The sequence below is a fragment of the Rathayibacter sp. AY1E3 genome (assembly GCF_002932235.1).
GTDB lineage: Bacteria > Actinomycetota > Actinomycetes > Actinomycetales > Microbacteriaceae > Rathayibacter.
In genome coordinates this window covers 1-17736 of record NZ_PSVN01000023.1, presented here as the reverse complement: position 1 = coordinate 17736, position 17736 = coordinate 1, and the positions used below count along the sequence as shown (strand labels likewise).

Here is a 17736-nt window from a genome sequence, read left to right as displayed (position 1 = left end):
CTCTCTGGTGAGCGTCGGGCGCTGAGCGACCACCGCTACCGGGGCCGCAGCTTCGCCCTGCCCGCGCGCAGCCTGCCGCGAGGGTGCGGTCGTGTCGGTGCCGGGCTCTGCCGAGGACGACACGGCACCGGTGGGCAGGCCGTCGCCGGTCAGCTCCTCCCCCGTCGTATCGCCGTGGGCGGCGGTGACCGCTCCGTCGGGCAGGACGTCCTCGCCGGGCTCGAGCTCGTTGTCGCTGTTCGAGGAGAACAGGCGGGTGATCAGGCTCACAGGGACTCCCTCACTTCGGTGGGCAGGCGCAGGTGACGCGGAAGCACGAGGCCCAGCGGCAGACCCGCAGCGAAAACGGTGTCCTGCGACCCGAACGCCGGCCGCACCCGAAGACGCGCCGCGGCGGTCAGCGAGTCGATCGCCGCGCGCGCGTCCGCCTCGTGCACAGCGTCAGTGGTCGTCGCGGTGACGATCAGGCCGAAGTTGAGCAGGCCAGCACCGGAGGCCTCCTCCGCCGCGGTCGCCTGGGCGGAGCGGGTGGAGAGGGTCGAGCGGGCGGTGGGCTTGGTCGACGCGGAGCTGTTGAACTGCGCCGCGTTCAGGTCCGCCTCCACGATCGCCGCGGCGCGGGCCGGGTCGATGGGGCGGTAGAGCAGGGTGACGCGCTTGCGAGCGACGTCGCGGTGCGGAGCCAGCAGGCGCGCGAGGATCCCGGACTGCACGACGCCGCGCGGCGGGGAGGTCATCGTCCACGACGTCGACACAGCGCCGTCGTGCCGGTACGACTCCCACCGGGACTCCGCGGCCGCGGGGCCGACGTCCGTCCACGACAGCTCGGGCACGTCCCCGGAGGCGCGGGCCTCATCGATCAGGACGGCGGCGGCGGGGTCGTAGGCGATCCGGATCACCTCGCACAGCTCCTGAGCACCGAGCGGCCGTGCAGCGCCGGCCCCTGTCGAGGCGAGGCTCGTCGTCAGGCCAGGCAGGCGGGCGGCGAGGTCGGCGGCGACCTCCTTCGCGTTGCGGCGCTTCCCGCCGATGCGAGACAGGGAAGAGAAGGTGATCGCGACGTAGGCGCGGATAGTGGCCGACCCGACCGGGTAGCTGCTCACGACCTCCGAGAGCATCGCTCGAGCGAACTCCGGCGCATCCGGGTCCATCGACCCCTCGACCTCCGAGCGCAGGCGCGTACCGGTGTCGGGGGCCGTCTCGACGGTGACGGAGGCGGCCTCGATGCCGGGCTCGTCTCCAAGGTTGGAGAGCCAAATGCCGTACTCCGCGACCTGGTTGTTGACCTGCTCCTGATCCACCAGCGCGGCGCCGTCCGGCTCGGTAGCGATCACGACGGTGTAGTGCTTGGTGGAGGGGACGTGCACGAGAGCGAATCGGCGCCCGTGCGAGTCCTCGTGCTCGGAGAGCTGCGACGCCGCCGCGAGTCCGGGGAGCTGGAACGTGCCCCACTTCGCCCGACCCGCGGGACCTGAACGGTAGACGTTCGCTCCCTTGGCCTTCGTCCGCATCCAGTTCACGCGATTCACCGTCCTTCCGAGGGCGCTCTGCCCGTGCTTGTCCTTCACCGAAACCGTCAGCAAGATCCCGCCGAAGATCGCGGCGACGACGAGCGCGGCCCCGAGGCCGGAGAACATCGACGCGATGATCGAGGAGAGGATGCCGACGAACAGCACGCCCGTGGCGAGCTGTCCGAGGCCGCCGAGTCCCGCAGTCTGCGGGCGACGCCAATTGCCGTACGTGCGCGGCGCCTCAGCGCTGCGCGTAGGAGTTGCCGTGCTCATCAGTTCCCGCTTCCGTTGCCGCCAGTGGCGTCGTCCGTGGCGGCCTTGACCGCCCCTGCTGCGTGCTTCGCGCCTTCGGCGGCCTTCCCTGCCACCGCAAGGCCGACACCGATCGGGCCTCCTGCCGCGGCTGCGGCACCACCGCCTGCCGCCGCACCGCCCGCTGCCGCACCACCGCCGGCCGCAGCTCCGCCAGCTGCGCCACCGCCTGCTGCTGCGCCGCCGCCTGCACCGGAGGCGGCCGGAGTCGCCGCGGGTGACCCCTTGCTGCCGGCGGAGGCGCTACTGCCGGACGGTGCGGAGCCGAAGCCACCGCCGCCGGGCGACCCTCCGCCCCCGCCGCTGTCGCCTCCGCTGCGCGAGCGGATTGCTCCGCTGGCAATCTCCGCCGCTCCACCGGCCGCGGCCGCACCGAGCAGGAGGCCTGCACCGCCACCGCCACCGCCCACCGAGGCGACAGCGGGGACGAGGAAGCGCATCAGCGCGGGCAGGGCCACGAGCGCGATGAGCATCAGCGCGAGGCCCGTGACGATCTGGAACAGCCCGGTCCCGTCCGACTTGAACAGATCAGTGCCGGTCATCCGGAACGCGATCGCGTAGACGATCGCCGCGGCGGGCTTGTAGAGGATGAAGGCGAGGGTCCAGGCCATCGTCTTCTTGAACCACTGCTGCCCGATTTCCGTATTGGTCGCGGCCGCAGCGATCGGGAAGATGCCGGCGAGGACGACGAGCATCGCGCCGCGGAACACCATGAGCGCGATCTGAACGTAGGTCATGAGCACGGCGAGGATGCCGAGGAGGAACAAGCCGATGAGGCCGATACCCGACGTTGCGGTCAGCGAAATCATCGCGAAGATGTTCGTGCCGAAGCAGTTGCTCTCACCGTTGGTGACGTCGCAGTCGGTGGAGTTGTTGAGGATCCAGATCGAGAAGGCGTCGCCTGCCTGCGTGGCGAGACGGATCACGACGAGTCCCGCGCCGGCGACGGCGATCAGCGTCAGTACCGACCGGGCGAGGGTGCGCAACTCGCCCGCACGCTGCGTCCAGACCATGCGGCCGGCGGCGACGAGGATCGACAGGATCGCGAGTCCTCCGGCGTACCACTCGAGCTGCCCTTGCACCCAGCCGACGACGCTCGAAGATTCGTTGAGGTGCAGCGCCAGGGGTAGGAACCCCGTGACGAGCGCTGAGGCGGAGGAGAGCAGGAAGACGGCGAAGATGATGACGCCGATGCGTCCCATGTGCGCCTCGCCGTCGCCGTGGCGGCGACGGGTGCTCATCATGACGCCGGCGATGATGAGCGACATGACCGCGAGGCCCGCCGCGACCCACGTCACGTAGCCGAGGATCGTCTCGAACGCTTCCGGCAGGGGCGGGGTACCGCCACCGTTAACGCCGCCTCCCCGGTCGACCACGGTCACCGGGGAGGGAACGTTCACCCAGAGGGTGCCGAGCGAGACGACCGCTTTGCCGAAGCCCTCCAAGATGTTGTTCACGAACTGCTGCAAGGCGTCGTTAGACGCCTTCGAGACGACTTCGCCGATGCCTGCTGATGACCAGCACACGACGTCCCACGCTGCGCAGGGCTCGCCTGCGGGTGGAGTCACTGTCATTCGGTACCTGCCCAAGGGATATAGCCGCCCAAGCTGGTGAGTGCGGTCGGACGGAACGGCGGCTGACCGTCAGCGGTCAACACCGACTTCCAGTCGCCGTCGACCCACGTCACGGGAGCGGGGAAGCTGAGGAGCTGATTGGTGTTAGAGCGGAAGGCGATGTCGATCGTGGCTTCGTCCGCGGTGTACGAGCTCACGCGGAAGCCGACGATCTGGACACTGCCTCCGGTGTTGCTCTGGGGAATGTCCGCGGCGATCGCGGCATCGCGACCAGCGCCAGGCGCGGTCTGGCGCTCGAGAACGGCGTCGGCCAGGCGCCCATCCGTTCCCATCGCCCAGAGGTTCGCCACCGAGAAGAGCGATCCTTCGACGGTGTGCGCGTAGCAGCTGCGCAGCCCGTCCTCTCCGATCACGCCGGGGCCGGCGGTGTCCGACGACGGTGCGGCCATCGTGCCGACGATGGTCCAGTCGGTGACAGGTGCCGTCGAGAGCGTTCCGCTCTCGTCGTAACCGGGAAGGTTGCAGACGCTTGCTGCGGCGGTGTCGGTTTCCGGTGAGGCGGTGACGGCGGGCGTCGCGGAGGTGGCGGGAGCACTCTGCCCGCCACCTCCGCCCAGGGACGTAATCGCGAGGAGGATCGCCGCCAGCACGAGGACTCCGAAGATGATGGCTCCGAAGATGAATCCTCGACTGGTGAACGGGTTGCGGGACTCCGTGTCGCTCATGACGTCGTGCCTTTCGTTGGTGATGCGGTCGGTTTCCTCCGGACGCTACGCGCCCATGAGGAAGCCGACGATCGTGAACGCGGCGGACACGATGATCACGCCGACGAGCAGGCGGCCGAGCCAGCCGCCGATCTCTCCGCCTTCGCCGCGGCGGGCGGAGACGGTCATGGTGACGCCGAGGATGATCAGGCCGACGACGGCGACGCCGAGGCCGACCCACTTGGCCCAGCCCATGACGGTGGTAAAGGCCTCGAACCCGGGGGGCATGCCGCCGGGTCCCGGGTCGGGCACGACGGCGCCGAGCGCGCCTGCGGTGGTGAGGATGTCGGTCGTCGCTGCGAGCAGGGACATGAGGTGCTCCGTTTCGTTGGTGGTGCTGGGGGGATCGACGTCGCGGTCGCGACGCCGAAGAGGTCCGGTTATCCGGTGGTGAGGGGTCCGTCCGCGAACCCCACGTCGAAGTGGAGGTGGTTCGGGGTATCGGTGAACTGAGTGATGTGCTCGTAGCTGGTCGAGCGGCACTGGATTTGGCCGGCCCGGGAGCCCTGGGGCACCTGCGGGTCCAGAACGGTGAGGAGTTTCAGCGCGTTGGGGTCGCAGCCGGTGGTGGCCGTGCCGTCGAAGGAGAAGAAGTCGACCGCGTGACCGCCGCCATTGATCCAGTGCGAGGAGCCGGTGCCTGCGCCCAGGAGCGAGCCGGTGCACTGTCGGTTGAGGTCGGAGACGCCGACCTTCCCGAACGTGTTCAGCGCGATGGTGATGACCTGGAGGATCCGGACGTCGATGCCGCAGTTCTCTTTGGCGGTCCCGGCGGCCATGTCGCGGATCTGCTGCGCGTAGCGGTCCTCGAGTAGGCGCAGGCGCCCCTCGTCCATCGCCGTCACGAGTCCGGCGGCGAGGGCCTGCGCGTCTCCGGACACGGCTACGCATCCACCGACCGGCGCAGCCGTCGTAGGCGTGGTGCTGGTCGGCGTCGACGGAACACTGACCGGTGCGCCGGTCGTCGCCGGCCCCGTCGTGCTGCTACCGAGCCCGTTCAGGTAGGTCATGATCGCCACGGCGTCGGCGCGGTACTTCGTGTAGTGGTTCGGGTCGGCGTTGCGCTGGACCTTGTTGATCGCGATGGAGGGCTCCATTGCCGGCCAGCCCTCGACGGCCACGAGGCGGTCGTAGAAGAAGCCCGCCGAGGTCGTCGGGTCCATGCGCTGCTCGACGGTGCCCCAGCTCGACTGCTGCTGGAACAGGCCGATCGAGTCAGCGACCGATCCGTCCGGGTTGATCGCGCCGTCGCCGTAGGTGATATTCACCAGCGAGGACTCCCCGATCGCCGTCTGGACACCGAGCGTCTGCCCGTCCGCGCCGAGCCCCTTCGCTGCACCTGCATTGACGATCAGTGCTGCGTTCACGAGCTGGTCGTGCCCGTAGGCCCCGACCTTCGCGTCCGCCGGGATCGCGGACACGTTGACCGGGCCTCCACCAGGTAGGCATGCGGCCGCGGCCGATCCGCCGAAGAACAGCACCCACAGCAGTAGCGCCACGGTGACGATCGGCACCATAACCGCCGCCAGTACCCCAATTCCCCCCTTCTGCACCGGCCTACTCCGAGGCCAGGGGGGTGATCTGCTCGACGCCCCAGGGCGCCGTCTCTACAGCACGGTGGACGTAGACCGAGTAGTCCCCAGCGTCGGTGGGCACCAGAACGCGAATGGTGAACGTGCCGTCGCCGTCCCGGACCCGAGCATCGCCGGTCAACGACGTGCAGGGCACGTTCATCGGATCGACCGTCTCGTAGGCGATCGCCGCTTGCTGAGTCAGGAACGGGTAGAGCTCCGCGATCCAGGTGTCGTAGTCGAGCGTCGGGCGGCAGAACGCCGTCACTGCCGAGGCCGCGAGGGCAAGCGCGTCGTTCTCGACTCCCGGAACGGGAACCGGCTCAGAGTCGACCGGAGCGGCGGCCGCAGTCGGCGTCGCCTCAGCCGTGCTGGCCGCAGTCGAGCCCGATGCAGAAGGGATCTGGGCGGTCGGCGTCGGTGCAGTTCGTGCTGTTTCGGGAGCAGCGCCCGAGCACCCTGCCAATGCGAGCACAGCCGCAGCGGCCATCGCGGCGCAGAGGCCGGTGCCGGTGTGCTTCGTGTGCTTCATGTCGTTGGTTCCCCTCGTTGCCTTCATCACAATCTAGTCCCAAACTGCCCGTTTGGACACTCGTAGATGCCCAAATGGGACACTGACTGTCTACACTGACGGCACGTCGGTAGCCGCCGACCTAGAATCGTGGTGTGGAGGTGGACTCAACGAACGTCAATGCCGTCATAGGCGAGGCCGTCAAGAGCGCCATCTACGACGCCGGTTTCAACGTGAAGGCCGCGGCTGAGCGAGCCGGCCTGCCCTACCGGACCGTCCTTCGGTACATCAAGGGAGAACGGGACATGCCTGTCCCTGTTCTTCTCGCGCTCGCGCACGCCACGAACGCCGATTTGGACTCGCTCGTGAAGCAGCTTCAGGGCCGAGTAGCCTTTAAGGAACTGGTCAGCTACGTCACAGACGGCGAATCCATGCCGACTGAGGAATCCAGCGCTCTACGTCCCGCCGAATTGGCGCGTCGTCTCTCACTGGTCTTCACTTCACGAGGCCTCGACGCCACTACCTCCCGCACCAGAATTTCCGAGATCCTTCTCCTCAGCGGGGCCTCGATCGATCGCCAGGAATGGGGCCTGCTCATGGCCGGGCAACTCCCCTCGGCACCACGAGTCGAAGTGCTCTTCGCCGTGGCCGAAGCACTCGACGTCGACCCCGACTACTTGCTCAGAGACGACCCCGAGCTGGTCGAGGCCGTGGAAGCCCGCCTCGGGTTCGACGGCACCATGCGCTCGCTCGGCATCGAGCGCGTCGCCGCCCGATCGCTCGGAACAATCGAGCCCGACGAGCTACGCGGCATCGCCGCCGTCGTGTCCGAAATCGTCACCGAGCTACGTCGATAGCCGGCCGCGCCGTCCTGTAGGGCCACGCAGCTCCGCTCGCGCCCGGAATGCCGTCTAAAGTGGATGAGCTTCTCCCGGCCAGGCGAACGGAGTCCATCGATGCCGTCAGACTCCACGGAACGAGGTCGCGGCCGGTGGCGGATGCTCCGCCGCAGTGGCCAAGGCCGCAGTGGATCGATCGTTCAGGCGGCCGACGAGTTCGTGAGCAGGCTCGGACTTCCGGCCGCCGCGACGTGGGACGATCTTCAATCGTCCGTCGAGAAGGTCTACGGCAAGCCGATCTATCTGATCGCCTCCGCCAGCGCTGACCTCAAATCAGTGACAGGGCTCTGGATCGACACAGCCGAGTTCGGCACCGTCGTCTGCCGAGAGAGCGACGAGCTCCACTACCAGAGCCAGAACGCGTGCCATGAGCTTGCGCACATCCTCTTCGTCTACGCTCCGGACGCCTGGTTCAGCGAGCAGATCCCGCGGCTGATCCATCCGGGCCGGCGGCACGGAGCCACACACCTCTGTGCCCCGACAGATGATCCAGAAAGCACAGAAGCGAAGGCGGAGATTGCCATCGAGGAAGTAGCTTTCGCGATGGTCCGCCGTATCCAGACACTCAATCGGACGAGCGAAGAAACGTATTTCGGATGATCCAACAGGTTTGCCTAGCGCTTCTCATTGCGCTGGTGCTTGTGCGGGCTCCTCGCGCCGCAGCGAAGCCCGCAGCGCGTCCCGCTTTCTGGGCCACGGTGAGCGGTGCCGTCGCACTCTCCACCTACGGATTCCCCATCCCCTTCTTCACATATGACGCGCTACTGGGTGGCACCAACGTCATCACCCTCGTCCGCGACCTGGCAGCAGCATCGGCCTTCTGGTTCTTCCGCGAAGCGCTCGGACGGCGCGCCGGCGGCGAAGGCCGCGTCGGCAGTCGGTGGGGCCTGGCGATCATGTTCGGCTCCTACATCGTGCCGTTCCTGCTGATCGGCAACCGGGGCCGCACAAGCGTCGACTTCATCATCGACCGCCTCGACCAGACCGCCGTCTGGCTCTACGGATCGGCCTACATGGCGACTCTCGTGTGGCTATCCGTCTCCTCGATCATCAACGCGCGTCGCAACTGGCGCGGGGTTCAGCTCGTCTTCATCACCGGATTCGCCATCACCACGATCGGCTGCTTGATCGAGATTGCCTTCCTCACAGCCTCTCACTTCGGCTACGGCGGAGACGCCTTCCGCTACTCCGCGTGGAACGCCGCTGAGATACCGTTCTTCCTCGGTCTTCTCATCATCATGCTCGGCATCGGGTGGACGGCGATCGTCGTTCCTCTCCGTCGCCGGATCGACGTCGCTCGAGCATCGAAGGCCGCCGTCCGACACGGCCTCATCGAGCGACCACCGTTCACGACCTACCTGAGCGACCGGCGATTGATCGCACACGCTCAACAGATCCTCGTGCTCACGAAGAACGCTGAGGTTCGCGGAGAGGGCGCGTTCACCTTTGACGAGAATGCAGCTGTCGCTCGGGTCCGCACGCTCATCGCTCCCGACCAGGCGTTCACTCCGCGAGTGATCGGCGGCGGCTTCCGGAAGGCCGCATAGCCGGTGAGCGCACTCTGGGTCGCGATCCCCGCAGTTGGTGTCGGCGTCGCCGGAGCCGCGGTCGTCGCCACCGTTGCGCGCCGTGTCATCCGACCGCAGCGCAGCCGCCCAACACCGATCGTCGCGGTTCCGACGCCCGATCGCATCGTCCTCGGTCCTACTCCGATCACGAAGCAGAACGGCAAGCTCGGCCTGCTCTACGACGACGAAACCCGCCACGCGGTCCTCGGTCCGATCCTGCGAAGCGGACCAGACGGGATCGAACGCATCCTCACACTCAATGCTGATGCCCCCTCCCCCACGGCCGGCTCCCTGAGTCGACCCATCGGGAATGTGTTCGCGACGGCCCGAGAACTCGACCCGGACGCCCGCGAGGTGACCGTCGAAACCGAGCTTGGACAGGCGCCTGCCTGGTTGTTTTCCGGCAAAGGAGACGCCGCAGACACTTGGGCGATCCACATCCACGGCAGTCTGTCCGGCCGAGACGCTGCCTTTCGCTCCGTGCATGCACTCAGAGGCACCGGCTACACCTCACTGGTGCCTTCCTTCCGCGGTGACGGAGAAGGCCCAACGGCGCCACTCAATGCGTTCACGCTCGGTCAGACCGAATGGGTCGACGTCGACGCTGCGATCGCGCTCGCTCTCGAGCGGGGAGCGCGCCGGGTCGTCCTCGTCGGCTGGTCCAGCGGCGCCTCAATGGCGTTGCGCCTCGCCACGAGCTCGTCGCACCGATCCAGAATCGCAGGCTTGATCCTTGTCTCCCCCGTCCTCAGTTGGCGCAACAGCGTGCTCTTCAGCGCCGCTAACGCCGGAGTCCCCCGTGTCGTCGCTGCGGCCGCCACATGGGCTCTCGGCGCCCGCGGTGTCAGTCGTCTACTGGGCTCACCAGTTCCTCTCAACTTCAAAGCACTCGACTGGATAGACGCAGCCGCACCACTACGCATACCGGTGCTCCTGATTCATTCGGGGGGTGATCGCACCACGCCGTTCAGCGACTCCCGTTCGTTCAGCAACGCGCACGTGAATGCGACGCTGATCGCCAGCGACCCCGCCGGCCACGCCCTCGAATGGAACGCCGATCCAGAGCGATTCGAATCCGCCGTTCGCTCCTGGTGCAACAGCGCCATTTAGATTCTGCATGAGAATCAAGATAGCCAGATACCTATATAGGTATCTGGCTATCTTCGAGGGGCTCGGGCTCAGCTGAGCGGGTTCCGGTCGCGGTACTCGTTCAGGGCCGTTTCCACGATGTTCTTCTTAGTGCGACCGGTCGCGGCTCGCAGGTCTTGGACGTAGTACGACAGCTCGGCATCGACGTCCACATGCAGAACCTCCGTGGGCTGCTTCCGCGGCGGCGTGGCCGCCGTGCCCGCATTCGCCCGCGATACCGGGGCTGCTACCGGCGCCGGTGCGGGCGTCGGAGCCGGACGAGGCTTGGACGCGATCGGGTCGCTGCGGTCGGGCGCCGGCTGTGCTCGGCGCGGGAGGCTGGCGGGGCGATCTTCGTTCGTCATCGGATGACCTTTCGTGCGAGTTCACGGTATGCGGCGGCGACGGGTGCGCCCTTGCGGAAGTTGCCGTACCAGTCGTGCGAGTACCGGACCTCTCCGACGATGGTCCGGTGCGGGACGAGCGGAGTCAGGAGAAGCCCCGTCTCTCGCATCTGCTCGATGCTGTGCGTAGCCTCTCGCGGCGTGATCGTCTCCTTGTAGCCGCCAACGATGATGCCGGCCTCCTCGACCGCTGCGCGGTCGCTGAGGTCGTTGTAGCGGCGCACACTCTCCTGTGCACCAATGAATCCGTCCACGCCGTCAGCGGTGGGCGTGGCGGCGTAGATCACTGACTCCGCCGCCGTCAGGGCGTTGTAGATCAGCGACCCGCCCTGGCGGTTCGGGCAGTCGATGATCGCGAGGTCCGCAGGCACATCCTCGAGCGAGTCCGCCAAGCGATGCCCGACTTCTCCGGGATCGTCCGTTTCGCGTGCGCTCACGCTGCGGTCGGACGGGATCACTCGAAGGTTCGAGTGAAAGGGCGAAGGCACGGCGAGCTCGTCCGCCCATCCCCTCGGGTCGGCGTTACCCAGGATCGCTCCGACGTCGAGCCCGACGTCGACGGGCTGCGCGTCGAGCCACTTCGTGGTCGCGCCACGCGGATCCAGGTCGATCAGGATCACCCGCCGCCCCTCCTCGGCCGCCACCATCGCCAGGGAGACCGCGGTGGTGCTCTTCGTCGCACCGCCGCTCTCGCTGTAGATCATCATTGTCTGCATGCCGCAAACCTATATGGCTATCTATCCACCTAGCAAACTACCCAGATACCTATATAGGTATCTGGGTAGGACTCGCCCGGTATGAGCACCCGATCCCGCTCGGTGCGCGGGCTGGGAGCGAGTGTCGGTGGGGCCGACCTACACTCGGACGCATTCGAACATATGTTCGATGAGACGAGGAGGGGGCCGACCATGAGCGTGACCGTTGTGGAGCGCATCGCGACTCCGGCCTCGGACGCCGTCGCCGTCGCCTTCCTCGTCACCAGTGACGCGGTGGCTGCCGGGTTCCCGTCGCCGGCACAGGACTACTTCGACGGGTCCCTCGACCTCAACGACCACCTCATCCGGGACAAGACCTCGACGTTCATCGTCCGCGTCTCGGGCGAGAGCATGACCGGCGCGGGCATCAGCGACGGCGACGAGCTCGTGGTCGACCGGTCGATCACGCCGACGCACGGGAGCGTGGTCATCGCGATCCTCGACGGCGAGCTGACCGTCAAGCGCCTCGAGCTGCACCCCGGGGGAGTGGTGCTGCGGGCGGAGAACCCGGAGTACCCGCCGATCCACGTCGCCGAGCTGAGTGACCTCCAGGTGTGGGGCGTCGTCACGGTCTGTCTCCACCGGCTGCACCGTGCGCTCTGAGCGGCGCGTCGGCCTGGTCGACGTGAACAGCTTCTACGTCTCCTGCGAGCGGCTATTCGACCCCAAGCTCGCCGGCCGGCCCGTTGTCGTCCTCTCGAACAACGACGGCTGCGTGGTCGCCCGCTCCGACGAGGTGAAGCAGCTCGGCATCGAGAACGGCACCCCCTGGTTCAAGATCGAACCCCTGATCCGCTCCGGCCGTCTTCCGGAGGTCATCGCCCGCTCGAGCAACTACGAGCTGTACGGCGAGCTGTCCGCCCGCGTGATGGAGCTGCTGGGCCGATACTCCGCCTGGCAGGAGGTCTACTCGATCGACGAGAGCTTCCTCGGCGTCGACGGCGACGTGGCGGAGCGGGCGAAGATCGGCCGCGCGATGCGCGCCGCCGTCGCCAAGAACGTCGGCCTGCCCGTCTGCGTCGGGTTCGGGCCGAGCAAGACGCTCGCGAAGTTCGTCAACAAGGGCGGAGCGAAGAAGCACCCGCGCCTCGGCGGGGTCTGCGACACCGACTGGTACACGCCCGATCAGCTCGACGCGCTCATGGCGTCGCAGCACGTCACTGAGCTGTGGGGAGTGGCCGGCCGCACCGGGAAGCGCCTCGCGGAGCTGTCCATCCACACGATCCGGGACCTGCGCGATGCCGACCCGGCGCTGATCCGGAAGAAGTTCTCCGTGGTGCTGCAGCGCTCCGTCTACGAGCTGCGCGGGGTCGACTGCATCCCGCTCGAGGCGGCCCGCACCGTCCGGGATCAGCTGATCTTCTCGCGCTCGTTCGCCACTCCGGTGACGACGATCGCGGACATGGAGCAGGTGCTCTCCGTCTACGCGCAACGCGCCGCGCACCGCCTGCGCGCGCAGGGGTCGGTGACGAAGACGATGAGCGTCTTCGCGTCGACGTCGCCGTTCGCGGACGCGCCGTACGAGTCCGCCGGCGGCCTCGCCGGCTTCCCCGTGCCCACCGACGACCCGGTGGGTATCGTCAAGGCCGCGATCGCGACGTTGCGCCCGCGGCTGCGCGAGGGCGCCCGCTACGTGCGGGCCGGCGTCATCCTCACCAACCTGTCGCCGAAGGACTCCCACGCCTTCCTCGACGTGTTCGATACGGCTTTCGACTCCAAGGGTCTGGGCGCCACGATCGACGCCGTGACGAAACGCCACGGCCGCTCCGCGGTCGGACTGGGCCTCGCCGGGATCCGCAAGGGGCCGGTCTGGACGATGAAGCGCGAAGCGCTCTCGCTGCGCGCCACGACCCACTGGGCCGAGCTGGCGACCGCTCACGCCCGCTGACTTCTATCGGCGGCCAGCCTCCTCAGATAGAATGTTCTATAGGAGGTGGTTGCCGTGTCGATCATTCAGAGGCCCGATGGGGAGACCATCCGCAAGCTGCGCAGCTTGCAGGTCGTAACGCGGGTGTCATATCTTCGCGCGCTGCGCCGCGCTGCGGAGGACACCACGCAGAGGCAGCTCGCGCAAGAAATTGGAATCTCACAGCCCTCCGTCAACAGCGCATTGAAGTCCGCGGCCGCAGTGTCGGACGTGCGGCCCGGATTCTCTGGCGCAACGCCTTACGAGATTGCTCAGCGCTACGACGCGGGGGAGCTGACGAAGGAGCAGGTCATCGATGAGCTCGGCCGTTGGTCCTACCGTCCGGGGTCAGCTAGCGACGGCTACGACTGGACGACCGCGGACGCGGGAGAGTTTGCAGAGGTGCGACGCGCTCTGAGTGAGCACCTCATCGACGTCGACACATACGACGAGATCCTGGACCGCTACAGCGAGCAAGGTCGGTGACTGGGGAGGACTCGTCAGCGATCGCCAAGCACCGCGAGACAGTGCGTGCATGGGCGCGAGCGGGCGGGCCGCTGAGCCCCAAGAGCGAACACGCGACGGTGAACAACCGAGAGTGGTTCCGGCTCGGCGCCGACCAGGATTACGAGCCGCGTGGTGCGCGGCAACAACTACACGACCGCTTTGTGGCCGACTACCGCGCACAATTCCCTGACGTGCGCCAAGAGCGGAAGGCGATCATCCTTGCCGGCCCGCCTGGTGCCGGTAAATCGACCGTTCTCCGAGACGTGCTCGGCACCGACCGCAACGCCTGGCTCACCATCGACGCCGACGAGTTCAAGCGGGCGCTGCTCACCGAAGCGATCAAGGACGGCACCTACGACAGCACGATCCTGCCGCCCGAGGTCCGCGCCGCCGAGGCAGCGGGGGAGAAGTTCTTCCCGCTCGAGCTGGCCTCGCTCGTGCACGAAGAGTCTTCCATTCTCGCTATCCAACTCCGCGACGCGGCCATTCGGGACGGCCAGAACGTCGTGATCGACACCGTGCTCTCTTCGCCCGAGAAGGCGGTCGAGCTGGGGCAGCGGTTCGCGGCAGCCGGCTACAGCGTCGAAGTGATCGACGTCGAGGTGCCGTTCGAGCTGTCGGAAGCGCGGATCGCCGGCCGCTGGCAGGACTCCTACGAACGCGCCCTCGCCGGCGCCGACGAGCTCGGCGGTCGATGGGTGCCCAGCGAGTACGCCAGGAACGTTTATGCCGGCCCGGGAGGTCGGTCCCTCCCTGAGTTCGCCGCCGAGCAGCTGGCCGATACCGGCTCCACCGTGATGCGATTCCGCCGCTACAACACCCCCGCGGAAGGGCAGCCGCGCACTGTCGAGGTCGACAAGTCGCGCACTGCGTTCGGGCGCCCTCTGATCGACACCGCCCTCGCGCAGGCTCAGGCGACCGTCTCTCGCAGCTTCTCCACCACGGCGCTGACCACGGCGCCCGAGCGCGGTGACCGAGCGATCCCGGCCACCTCACCGACGCCAGCGCCGGACCGCGGCGACCGCGGTCGCTAGAGCGGCGTCGTCACCACTTAGAAAACCTGTCCACCAGGTCGACGTCGATCGAGGAGGTCCGCGGGTCCAGGCCGTCGGCCGTCTCGTCGGGGGCGTCGATGACGTCCAGGAACACGGCAGTCGCGGGCGTCACGAACGCTGAGGTCGTTCCGCGCGACGTCGGGATCTCTACGAAGGCGCCGCCGGCGGCCGCCGCCTGTTCGAGGCGCTGCGTGAGCCCGACGCGATCGACGTCGACCGGCAGCGAGAAGTGGCGCGGTCCGATAGTCAGCTCGAGCAGGTGCATGGGATTCCCGTCGTCGGCCGCTTGCCTACCAGGTACCCATCCTCCCGCGTCCTAGACGCTTCCGAGCCCGTTCCGGGGGCGCGAGATGCCCTCGCGCAGCGGCGCCGCGCGCCGCAGGTTGGAAGCCGCCACGGCGGCCCGTTCCACCTGTTTTCTTCACCTCTCCGCGGTTTCAACCTATTTCGCTCCACCGGCTGCGTGCCACCGATCCCGAACGCGGTCGCTGCGCTCCCTCACATCGCTCGTGATCGGCGTCACTCCGCCGCCTCCACTCAAACGGTCTTCCCCGCCGGAGAGGCAAAGAAAAACGATCAGCCAGAGGGAGACACACCATGAGCCAGCAGCGCGGCACCCGTACCGAGGTCATCAAGAGCGAGTACCACGGACCCGGAGCGGACGGGATCAGCCGGACCGCCCGTCAGGTGGTCATCGTCGGCGCCGGTGGCCGCGACCCGGTGACCGAGCAGACCCCGGCCGTGCACCTGGTCACCCGCGAGGGCCGCGCGGGGCTTCCCGGGGTGACGCTGCAGCACTTCGAGCCCGTGGAGGCGCTGCCCGCGGATCGCGTCGGCTACATGGCCTCCGGCGCCTACGTCGTCGTTCCGGTCGACGTCGCGCGAGCGCTCGACCTGTTCCCGGCCGCGTACGCGCTGCACGACCGCAGCGAGACGCCCGCCGACTACCGCGACAACGACTGACCCCCCCCGAACCGAGAAGGAGAACCGACATGCTCACCATCACCCACACGCCCGAAGCCGGAACGATCATCGAGGGCACCAGCCGCGGGGACGGCACCGCCGAGATCCTGAAGGCGTCCGGCTGGCGCTGGGGCCGCTCCATCGGCGCCTGGTACGTCCCGCAGTCCCGCGACCGCCTGCCGAAGTGGTGGACCATCAACCGGGCCGCGACCGCCCTGCGCGACGCCGGACACGAGGTCACGATCAAAGCCGAAGAGACGTTCCGCTCGACCGCCGAGGCGGAGGCGGCGACTATCGAGCGCCAGGCCGCCCGGGTCGACGCGCTCGACGCGAAGGCCGAGCGCCGCGCCGCGGACGCCGATACCGCCGACGCGGCCGCGCGCCGCGCGTTCGACCGGCTCCCGGAGGGTGGCGAGCCGATCAAGATCGGCCACCACTCCGAGACGCGGCACCGCAACGCGATCGAGAAGGCCCACAACGCGATGGGCCGCAGCGTCGAGGCCGACCGCGAGGCCACCCGCGCCCGCGCCCGCGCCGACGTCGCCGCCGGGACCACCGAATCCCGCTACGCGCCGGGAATGGTGGCCCGCCGCATCGACCGGCTCGATACCGACATTCGCGGCTGCACGCGGAAGATCGAGGGCAGCTCGCACAACTTCGGTGGCGGCTACATCGAGACGACCGCCCCCGCGACGGGCGCCTACCGGGAGCGGCTGCTCACCCAGCGCGCGCAGCTCGAAGACCAGCGCGACTACTGGACCGCCGTCCGCGAGGCGCAGGCCGCGGCCGGACGGGTCACGATCCACAGCCGCGACACGATCGCCAAGGGCGACATGATCAAGCACCGCTTCGGCTGGCACGTCGTTACCCGCGTGAACCCCAAGAGCGTGACTGTCGCGCTCGACTGGAACGACGGAACCCGCCCCTACAAAGTCGCCTACGCCGACGTGCAGGGACACCACACCGCCGCTGAGGTGGAGGCAGCCCGAGCCGCCGCCACCGAGACGGCCGCCGCGAGCTGATCGAGCGAGGGCTACCTACCTATATAGGTAGGTAGCCCGTGAGGGGCGGGCCCCTCACGCTCCCCGGGGATCCCGTTCCGGGAGGCGCGAGCTGCGCTCGTGCAGCGGCGACGAAGCGCCGCCTAGAGGTCGCCCGGCTGCGCCGGCCGCCGTTGGTCGCCGTGCGGGCTCACACCCTTTTTTGCCGTGAAGCCTTCGGCGGCTCCCTCCGCTTCGCTGCGGTCGTAGCTACCTACGGGCTCCGTTCAAGTGGCTGCGCCACCGGCTCCTCCGAGACTTTCGGCACGCGGTCGCTGCGCTCCCTCACATCGCGCCGAAACTCTCTCCACCGCCGCCCTGCGGGTTGCACTGCGCCCTCCGGTTGCTAAGGCGGAGAACCGCCTTGACGGCAAAAAAACGATGAGGAAGAGGAAGAACATGCAGCAGATCACCACCGTCAGCACCTTCGTCCCGGCCACGAACGAGGACGGGATGCAGAGCCAGTTGCGCCGGATCGCCGAGCGCGACGTCGACCTCTCAGGTCTGGCACGCAACGGGTGGGCGCTGGCACACACCGCCACGATCCCCGGCCCCGAGGGCGTCATGTTCGTGGACACCCTCACCCGCACCGAATCCTGACCCGCACCACCACCGAGGAGCAAACGCCATGTCCGACACCATCACCACCAGCCCCGCGGCCGAGGAGCCGACCCTCCTTGACGCGGTGGCCGAGTTCGCGTCCGTGTTCTCCCACGGAGACACCGCCGACGAGCTGGCCGTGCGACTCAGCTGCGCCGAGGTCGACGCGCTGGCCGGACTCCTGCGAGCATTCGGACGAGATGAGGCCGCGGACCTGTGGATCGCGGAGCACGCGAGCGACGACGACGAGGGCGACGCCCACACCCCGGAAGGAACCCACCGATGAGCGAGCAGCAGCAGACCACGCCCGACCCGGCGGCGACCTACCAGGCGGCCGTCGCGGCCTTCGCGGCCACGCTCTCCAACCCGGCCGTCACGGAAGCGATCGCTCCGACGCTGCCGTGCTGGCGCGCGACGGGCATCATCGACCTCCTCACCCACGCCGGACACACCGACGCCGCCGAGAAGTGGGCCGAGCTGCACGCCTGGTCCCCGGTCAACGACGAGCACGACCCGCATCGCGGCGACCGGTGGGACGACTGATGCTCACCGTCTACTCGAAGCCGTCGTGCGTGCAGTGCACCATGACCTACCGGGTGCTCGAGAAGAAGGGCATCGAGTACACCACCGTCGACATCACCACCAACCCCGCAGCGCTCGCGTACGTC

The 17736-nt window shown here is 68.1% G+C and carries 23 protein-coding genes; 14 read left to right on the top strand and 9 right to left on the bottom strand.

Annotation, left to right across the window (positions count from 1 at the left end):
• Positions 1 to 266 precede the first annotated feature (266 nt).
• The 6 genes from C5C53_RS14930 to C5C53_RS16845 form a co-directional block, all read right to left on the bottom strand.
• Positions 267 to 1784: an SCO6880 family protein gene (locus C5C53_RS14930; protein WP_181127782.1), complete on the bottom strand. Its 1518-nt coding sequence runs from the start codon at positions 1782 to 1784 to the stop codon at positions 267 to 269.
• Positions 1784 to 3391 carry a hypothetical protein gene (locus tag C5C53_RS14925; protein WP_146079341.1) on the bottom strand — a complete coding sequence of 536 codons (1608 nt, stop codon included), beginning with the start codon at positions 3389 to 3391 and terminating at the stop codon, positions 1784 to 1786. The genes C5C53_RS14930 and C5C53_RS14925 overlap by 1 nt, the downstream gene beginning before the upstream one ends.
• A gap of 2 nt (positions 3392 to 3393) precedes the next feature.
• Complete coding sequence (locus C5C53_RS14920) at positions 3394 to 4122, bottom strand: hypothetical protein (RefSeq protein WP_104234430.1); 729 nt, start codon at positions 4120 to 4122, stop codon at positions 3394 to 3396.
• A 45-nt stretch (positions 4123 to 4167) separates the two neighbouring features.
• Positions 4168 to 4473, bottom strand: a complete 306-nt coding sequence (locus C5C53_RS14915) for a hypothetical protein (RefSeq protein WP_104234431.1) — start codon at positions 4471 to 4473, stop codon at positions 4168 to 4170.
• 68 nt (positions 4474 to 4541) lie between these two features.
• On the bottom strand, positions 4542 to 5678 hold the full coding sequence (locus tag C5C53_RS14910) for a hypothetical protein (protein WP_104234432.1): 1137 nt from the start codon (positions 5676 to 5678) through the stop codon (positions 4542 to 4544).
• 40 nt (positions 5679 to 5718) lie between these two features.
• Positions 5719 to 6264 carry a hypothetical protein gene (locus tag C5C53_RS16845; protein ID WP_146079342.1) on the bottom strand — a complete coding sequence of 182 codons (546 nt, stop codon included), beginning with the start codon at positions 6262 to 6264 and terminating at the stop codon, positions 5719 to 5721.
• 134 nt (positions 6265 to 6398) lie between these two features.
• On the opposite strand from C5C53_RS16845, the gene C5C53_RS14900 reads away from it, so the two are divergent.
• The 4 genes from C5C53_RS14900 (at position 6399) to C5C53_RS14885 (ending at position 9820) form a co-directional block, all read left to right on the top strand.
• Positions 6399 to 7100 (top strand): helix-turn-helix transcriptional regulator, encoded by a 702-nt coding sequence (locus C5C53_RS14900; protein WP_104234434.1) that lies wholly within the window; start codon positions 6399 to 6401, stop codon positions 7098 to 7100.
• Between the two features lie 99 nt (positions 7101 to 7199).
• Complete coding sequence (locus C5C53_RS14895) at positions 7200 to 7742, top strand: hypothetical protein (RefSeq protein ID WP_146079343.1); 543 nt, start codon at positions 7200 to 7202, stop codon at positions 7740 to 7742.
• Positions 7739 to 8689 carry a hypothetical protein gene (locus C5C53_RS14890; protein WP_104234436.1) on the top strand — a complete coding sequence of 317 codons (951 nt, stop codon included), beginning with the start codon at positions 7739 to 7741 and terminating at the stop codon, positions 8687 to 8689. Before C5C53_RS14895 ends, C5C53_RS14890 begins: the two co-directional genes overlap by 4 nt.
• A 3-nt stretch (positions 8690 to 8692) precedes the next feature.
• Entirely contained in the window at positions 8693 to 9820 is a 1128-nt protein-coding gene (locus C5C53_RS14885) for a S9 family peptidase (RefSeq protein ID WP_104234437.1), read from the top strand.
• A gap of 68 nt (positions 9821 to 9888) precedes the next feature.
• On the opposite strand, the gene C5C53_RS16840 is transcribed toward C5C53_RS14885, so the two are convergent.
• Both C5C53_RS16840 and C5C53_RS14880 read right to left on the bottom strand, forming a co-directional pair.
• Positions 9889 to 10203 carry a hypothetical protein gene (locus C5C53_RS16840; RefSeq protein WP_146084680.1) on the bottom strand — a complete coding sequence of 105 codons (315 nt, stop codon included), beginning with the start codon at positions 10201 to 10203 and terminating at the stop codon, positions 9889 to 9891.
• On the bottom strand, positions 10200 to 10958 hold the full coding sequence (locus C5C53_RS14880; protein WP_104234438.1) for a ParA family protein: 759 nt from the start codon (positions 10956 to 10958) through the stop codon (positions 10200 to 10202). The genes C5C53_RS16840 and C5C53_RS14880 overlap by 4 nt, the downstream gene beginning before the upstream one ends.
• 192 nt (positions 10959 to 11150) lie before the next feature.
• Between C5C53_RS14880 and C5C53_RS14875 the strand changes: the two genes are divergently transcribed.
• The 4 genes from C5C53_RS14875 to C5C53_RS14860 are packed head-to-tail and all read left to right on the top strand — an operon-like array spanning position 11151 to position 14444.
• Positions 11151 to 11600, top strand: coding sequence for a LexA family transcriptional regulator (locus C5C53_RS14875; protein WP_104234439.1), 450 nt, complete (start codon positions 11151 to 11153; stop codon positions 11598 to 11600).
• A complete protein-coding gene (locus C5C53_RS14870; protein WP_104258230.1) occupies positions 11590 to 12885 on the top strand; it encodes a Y-family DNA polymerase in 1296 nt (431 codons plus the stop codon). The genes C5C53_RS14875 and C5C53_RS14870 overlap by 11 nt, the downstream gene beginning before the upstream one ends.
• Positions 12886 to 12939: 54 nt before the next feature.
• Complete coding sequence (locus C5C53_RS14865; protein WP_104234441.1) at positions 12940 to 13389, top strand: winged helix-turn-helix transcriptional regulator; 450 nt, start codon at positions 12940 to 12942, stop codon at positions 13387 to 13389.
• The gene (locus tag C5C53_RS14860; RefSeq protein ID WP_181028843.1) at positions 13386 to 14444 is read left to right on the top strand and encodes a zeta toxin family protein; all 1059 of its coding nucleotides are present in this window, start codon (positions 13386 to 13388) and stop codon (positions 14442 to 14444) included. Before C5C53_RS14865 ends, C5C53_RS14860 begins: the two co-directional genes overlap by 4 nt.
• 10 nt (positions 14445 to 14454) lie before the next feature.
• Here the strand turns inward: C5C53_RS14860 and C5C53_RS14855 are convergent, their stop codons facing one another.
• Complete coding sequence (locus tag C5C53_RS14855) at positions 14455 to 14730, bottom strand: hypothetical protein (RefSeq protein WP_104234442.1); 276 nt, start codon at positions 14728 to 14730, stop codon at positions 14455 to 14457.
• Between the two features lie 332 nt (positions 14731 to 15062).
• Between C5C53_RS14855 and C5C53_RS14850 the strand changes: the two genes are divergently transcribed.
• The 6 genes from C5C53_RS14850 to C5C53_RS14825 form a co-directional block, all read left to right on the top strand.
• A complete protein-coding gene (locus tag C5C53_RS14850) occupies positions 15063 to 15428 on the top strand; it encodes a hypothetical protein (protein ID WP_104234443.1) in 366 nt (121 codons plus the stop codon).
• A 29-nt stretch (positions 15429 to 15457) separates the two neighbouring features.
• Positions 15458 to 16450 (top strand): DUF3560 domain-containing protein, encoded by a 993-nt coding sequence (locus C5C53_RS14845; protein WP_104234444.1) that lies wholly within the window; start codon positions 15458 to 15460, stop codon positions 16448 to 16450.
• Between the two features lie 417 nt (positions 16451 to 16867).
• Positions 16868 to 17068: a hypothetical protein gene (locus tag C5C53_RS14840; RefSeq protein WP_104234445.1), complete on the top strand. Its 201-nt coding sequence runs from the start codon at positions 16868 to 16870 to the stop codon at positions 17066 to 17068.
• 28 nt (positions 17069 to 17096) lie between these two features.
• Positions 17097 to 17354 (top strand): hypothetical protein, encoded by a 258-nt coding sequence (locus C5C53_RS14835; RefSeq protein ID WP_219812386.1) that lies wholly within the window; start codon positions 17097 to 17099, stop codon positions 17352 to 17354.
• Entirely contained in the window at positions 17351 to 17611 is a 261-nt protein-coding gene (locus C5C53_RS14830; protein ID WP_104258231.1) for a hypothetical protein, read from the top strand. The genes C5C53_RS14835 and C5C53_RS14830 overlap by 4 nt, the downstream gene beginning before the upstream one ends.
• A partial coding sequence (locus C5C53_RS14825; RefSeq protein ID WP_146080940.1) for a glutaredoxin family protein occupies positions 17608 to 17736 on the top strand: 129 nt, incomplete at its 3' end. The genes C5C53_RS14830 and C5C53_RS14825, both read left to right, overlap by 4 nt.

Bases quoted from the DNA above. Each gene is read 5' to 3' on its own strand.
- C5C53_RS14830 (WP_104258231.1), top strand. From the start codon at position 17,351: ATGAGCGAGCAGCAGCAGACCACGCCCGACCCGGCGGCGACCTACCAG.
- C5C53_RS14875 (WP_104234439.1), top strand. From the start codon at position 11,151: ATGAGCGTGACCGTTGTGGAGCGCATCGCGACTCCGGCCTCGGACGCC.
- C5C53_RS14850 (WP_104234443.1), top strand. From the start codon at position 15,063: ATGAGCCAGCAGCGCGGCACCCGTACCGAGGTCATCAAGAGCGAGTAC.
- C5C53_RS14840 (WP_104234445.1), top strand. From the start codon at position 16,868: ATGCAGCAGATCACCACCGTCAGCACCTTCGTCCCGGCCACGAACGAG.
- C5C53_RS14890 (WP_104234436.1), top strand. From the start codon at position 7,739: ATGATCCAACAGGTTTGCCTAGCGCTTCTCATTGCGCTGGTGCTTGTG.
- C5C53_RS14880 (WP_104234438.1), bottom strand. From the start codon at position 10,958: ATGCAGACAATGATGATCTACAGCGAGAGCGGCGGTGCGACGAAGAGC.
- C5C53_RS14910 (WP_104234432.1), bottom strand. From the start codon at position 5,678: ATGGTGCCGATCGTCACCGTGGCGCTACTGCTGTGGGTGCTGTTCTTC.
- C5C53_RS16845 (WP_146079342.1), bottom strand. From the start codon at position 6,264: ATGAAGCACACGAAGCACACCGGCACCGGCCTCTGCGCCGCGATGGCC.
- C5C53_RS14835 (WP_219812386.1), top strand. From the start codon at position 17,097: ATGTCCGACACCATCACCACCAGCCCCGCGGCCGAGGAGCCGACCCTC.
- C5C53_RS14920 (WP_104234430.1), bottom strand. From the start codon at position 4,122: ATGAGCGACACGGAGTCCCGCAACCCGTTCACCAGTCGAGGATTCATC.
- C5C53_RS16840 (WP_146084680.1), bottom strand. From the start codon at position 10,203: ATGACGAACGAAGATCGCCCCGCCAGCCTCCCGCGCCGAGCACAGCCG.
- C5C53_RS14855 (WP_104234442.1), bottom strand. From the start codon at position 14,730: ATGCACCTGCTCGAGCTGACTATCGGACCGCGCCACTTCTCGCTGCCG.
- C5C53_RS14915 (WP_104234431.1), bottom strand. From the start codon at position 4,473: ATGTCCCTGCTCGCAGCGACGACCGACATCCTCACCACCGCAGGCGCG.
- C5C53_RS14845 (WP_104234444.1), top strand. From the start codon at position 15,458: ATGCTCACCATCACCCACACGCCCGAAGCCGGAACGATCATCGAGGGC.
- C5C53_RS14930 (WP_181127782.1), bottom strand. From the start codon at position 1,784: ATGAGCACGGCAACTCCTACGCGCAGCGCTGAGGCGCCGCGCACGTAC.
- C5C53_RS14895 (WP_146079343.1), top strand. From the start codon at position 7,200: ATGCCGTCAGACTCCACGGAACGAGGTCGCGGCCGGTGGCGGATGCTC.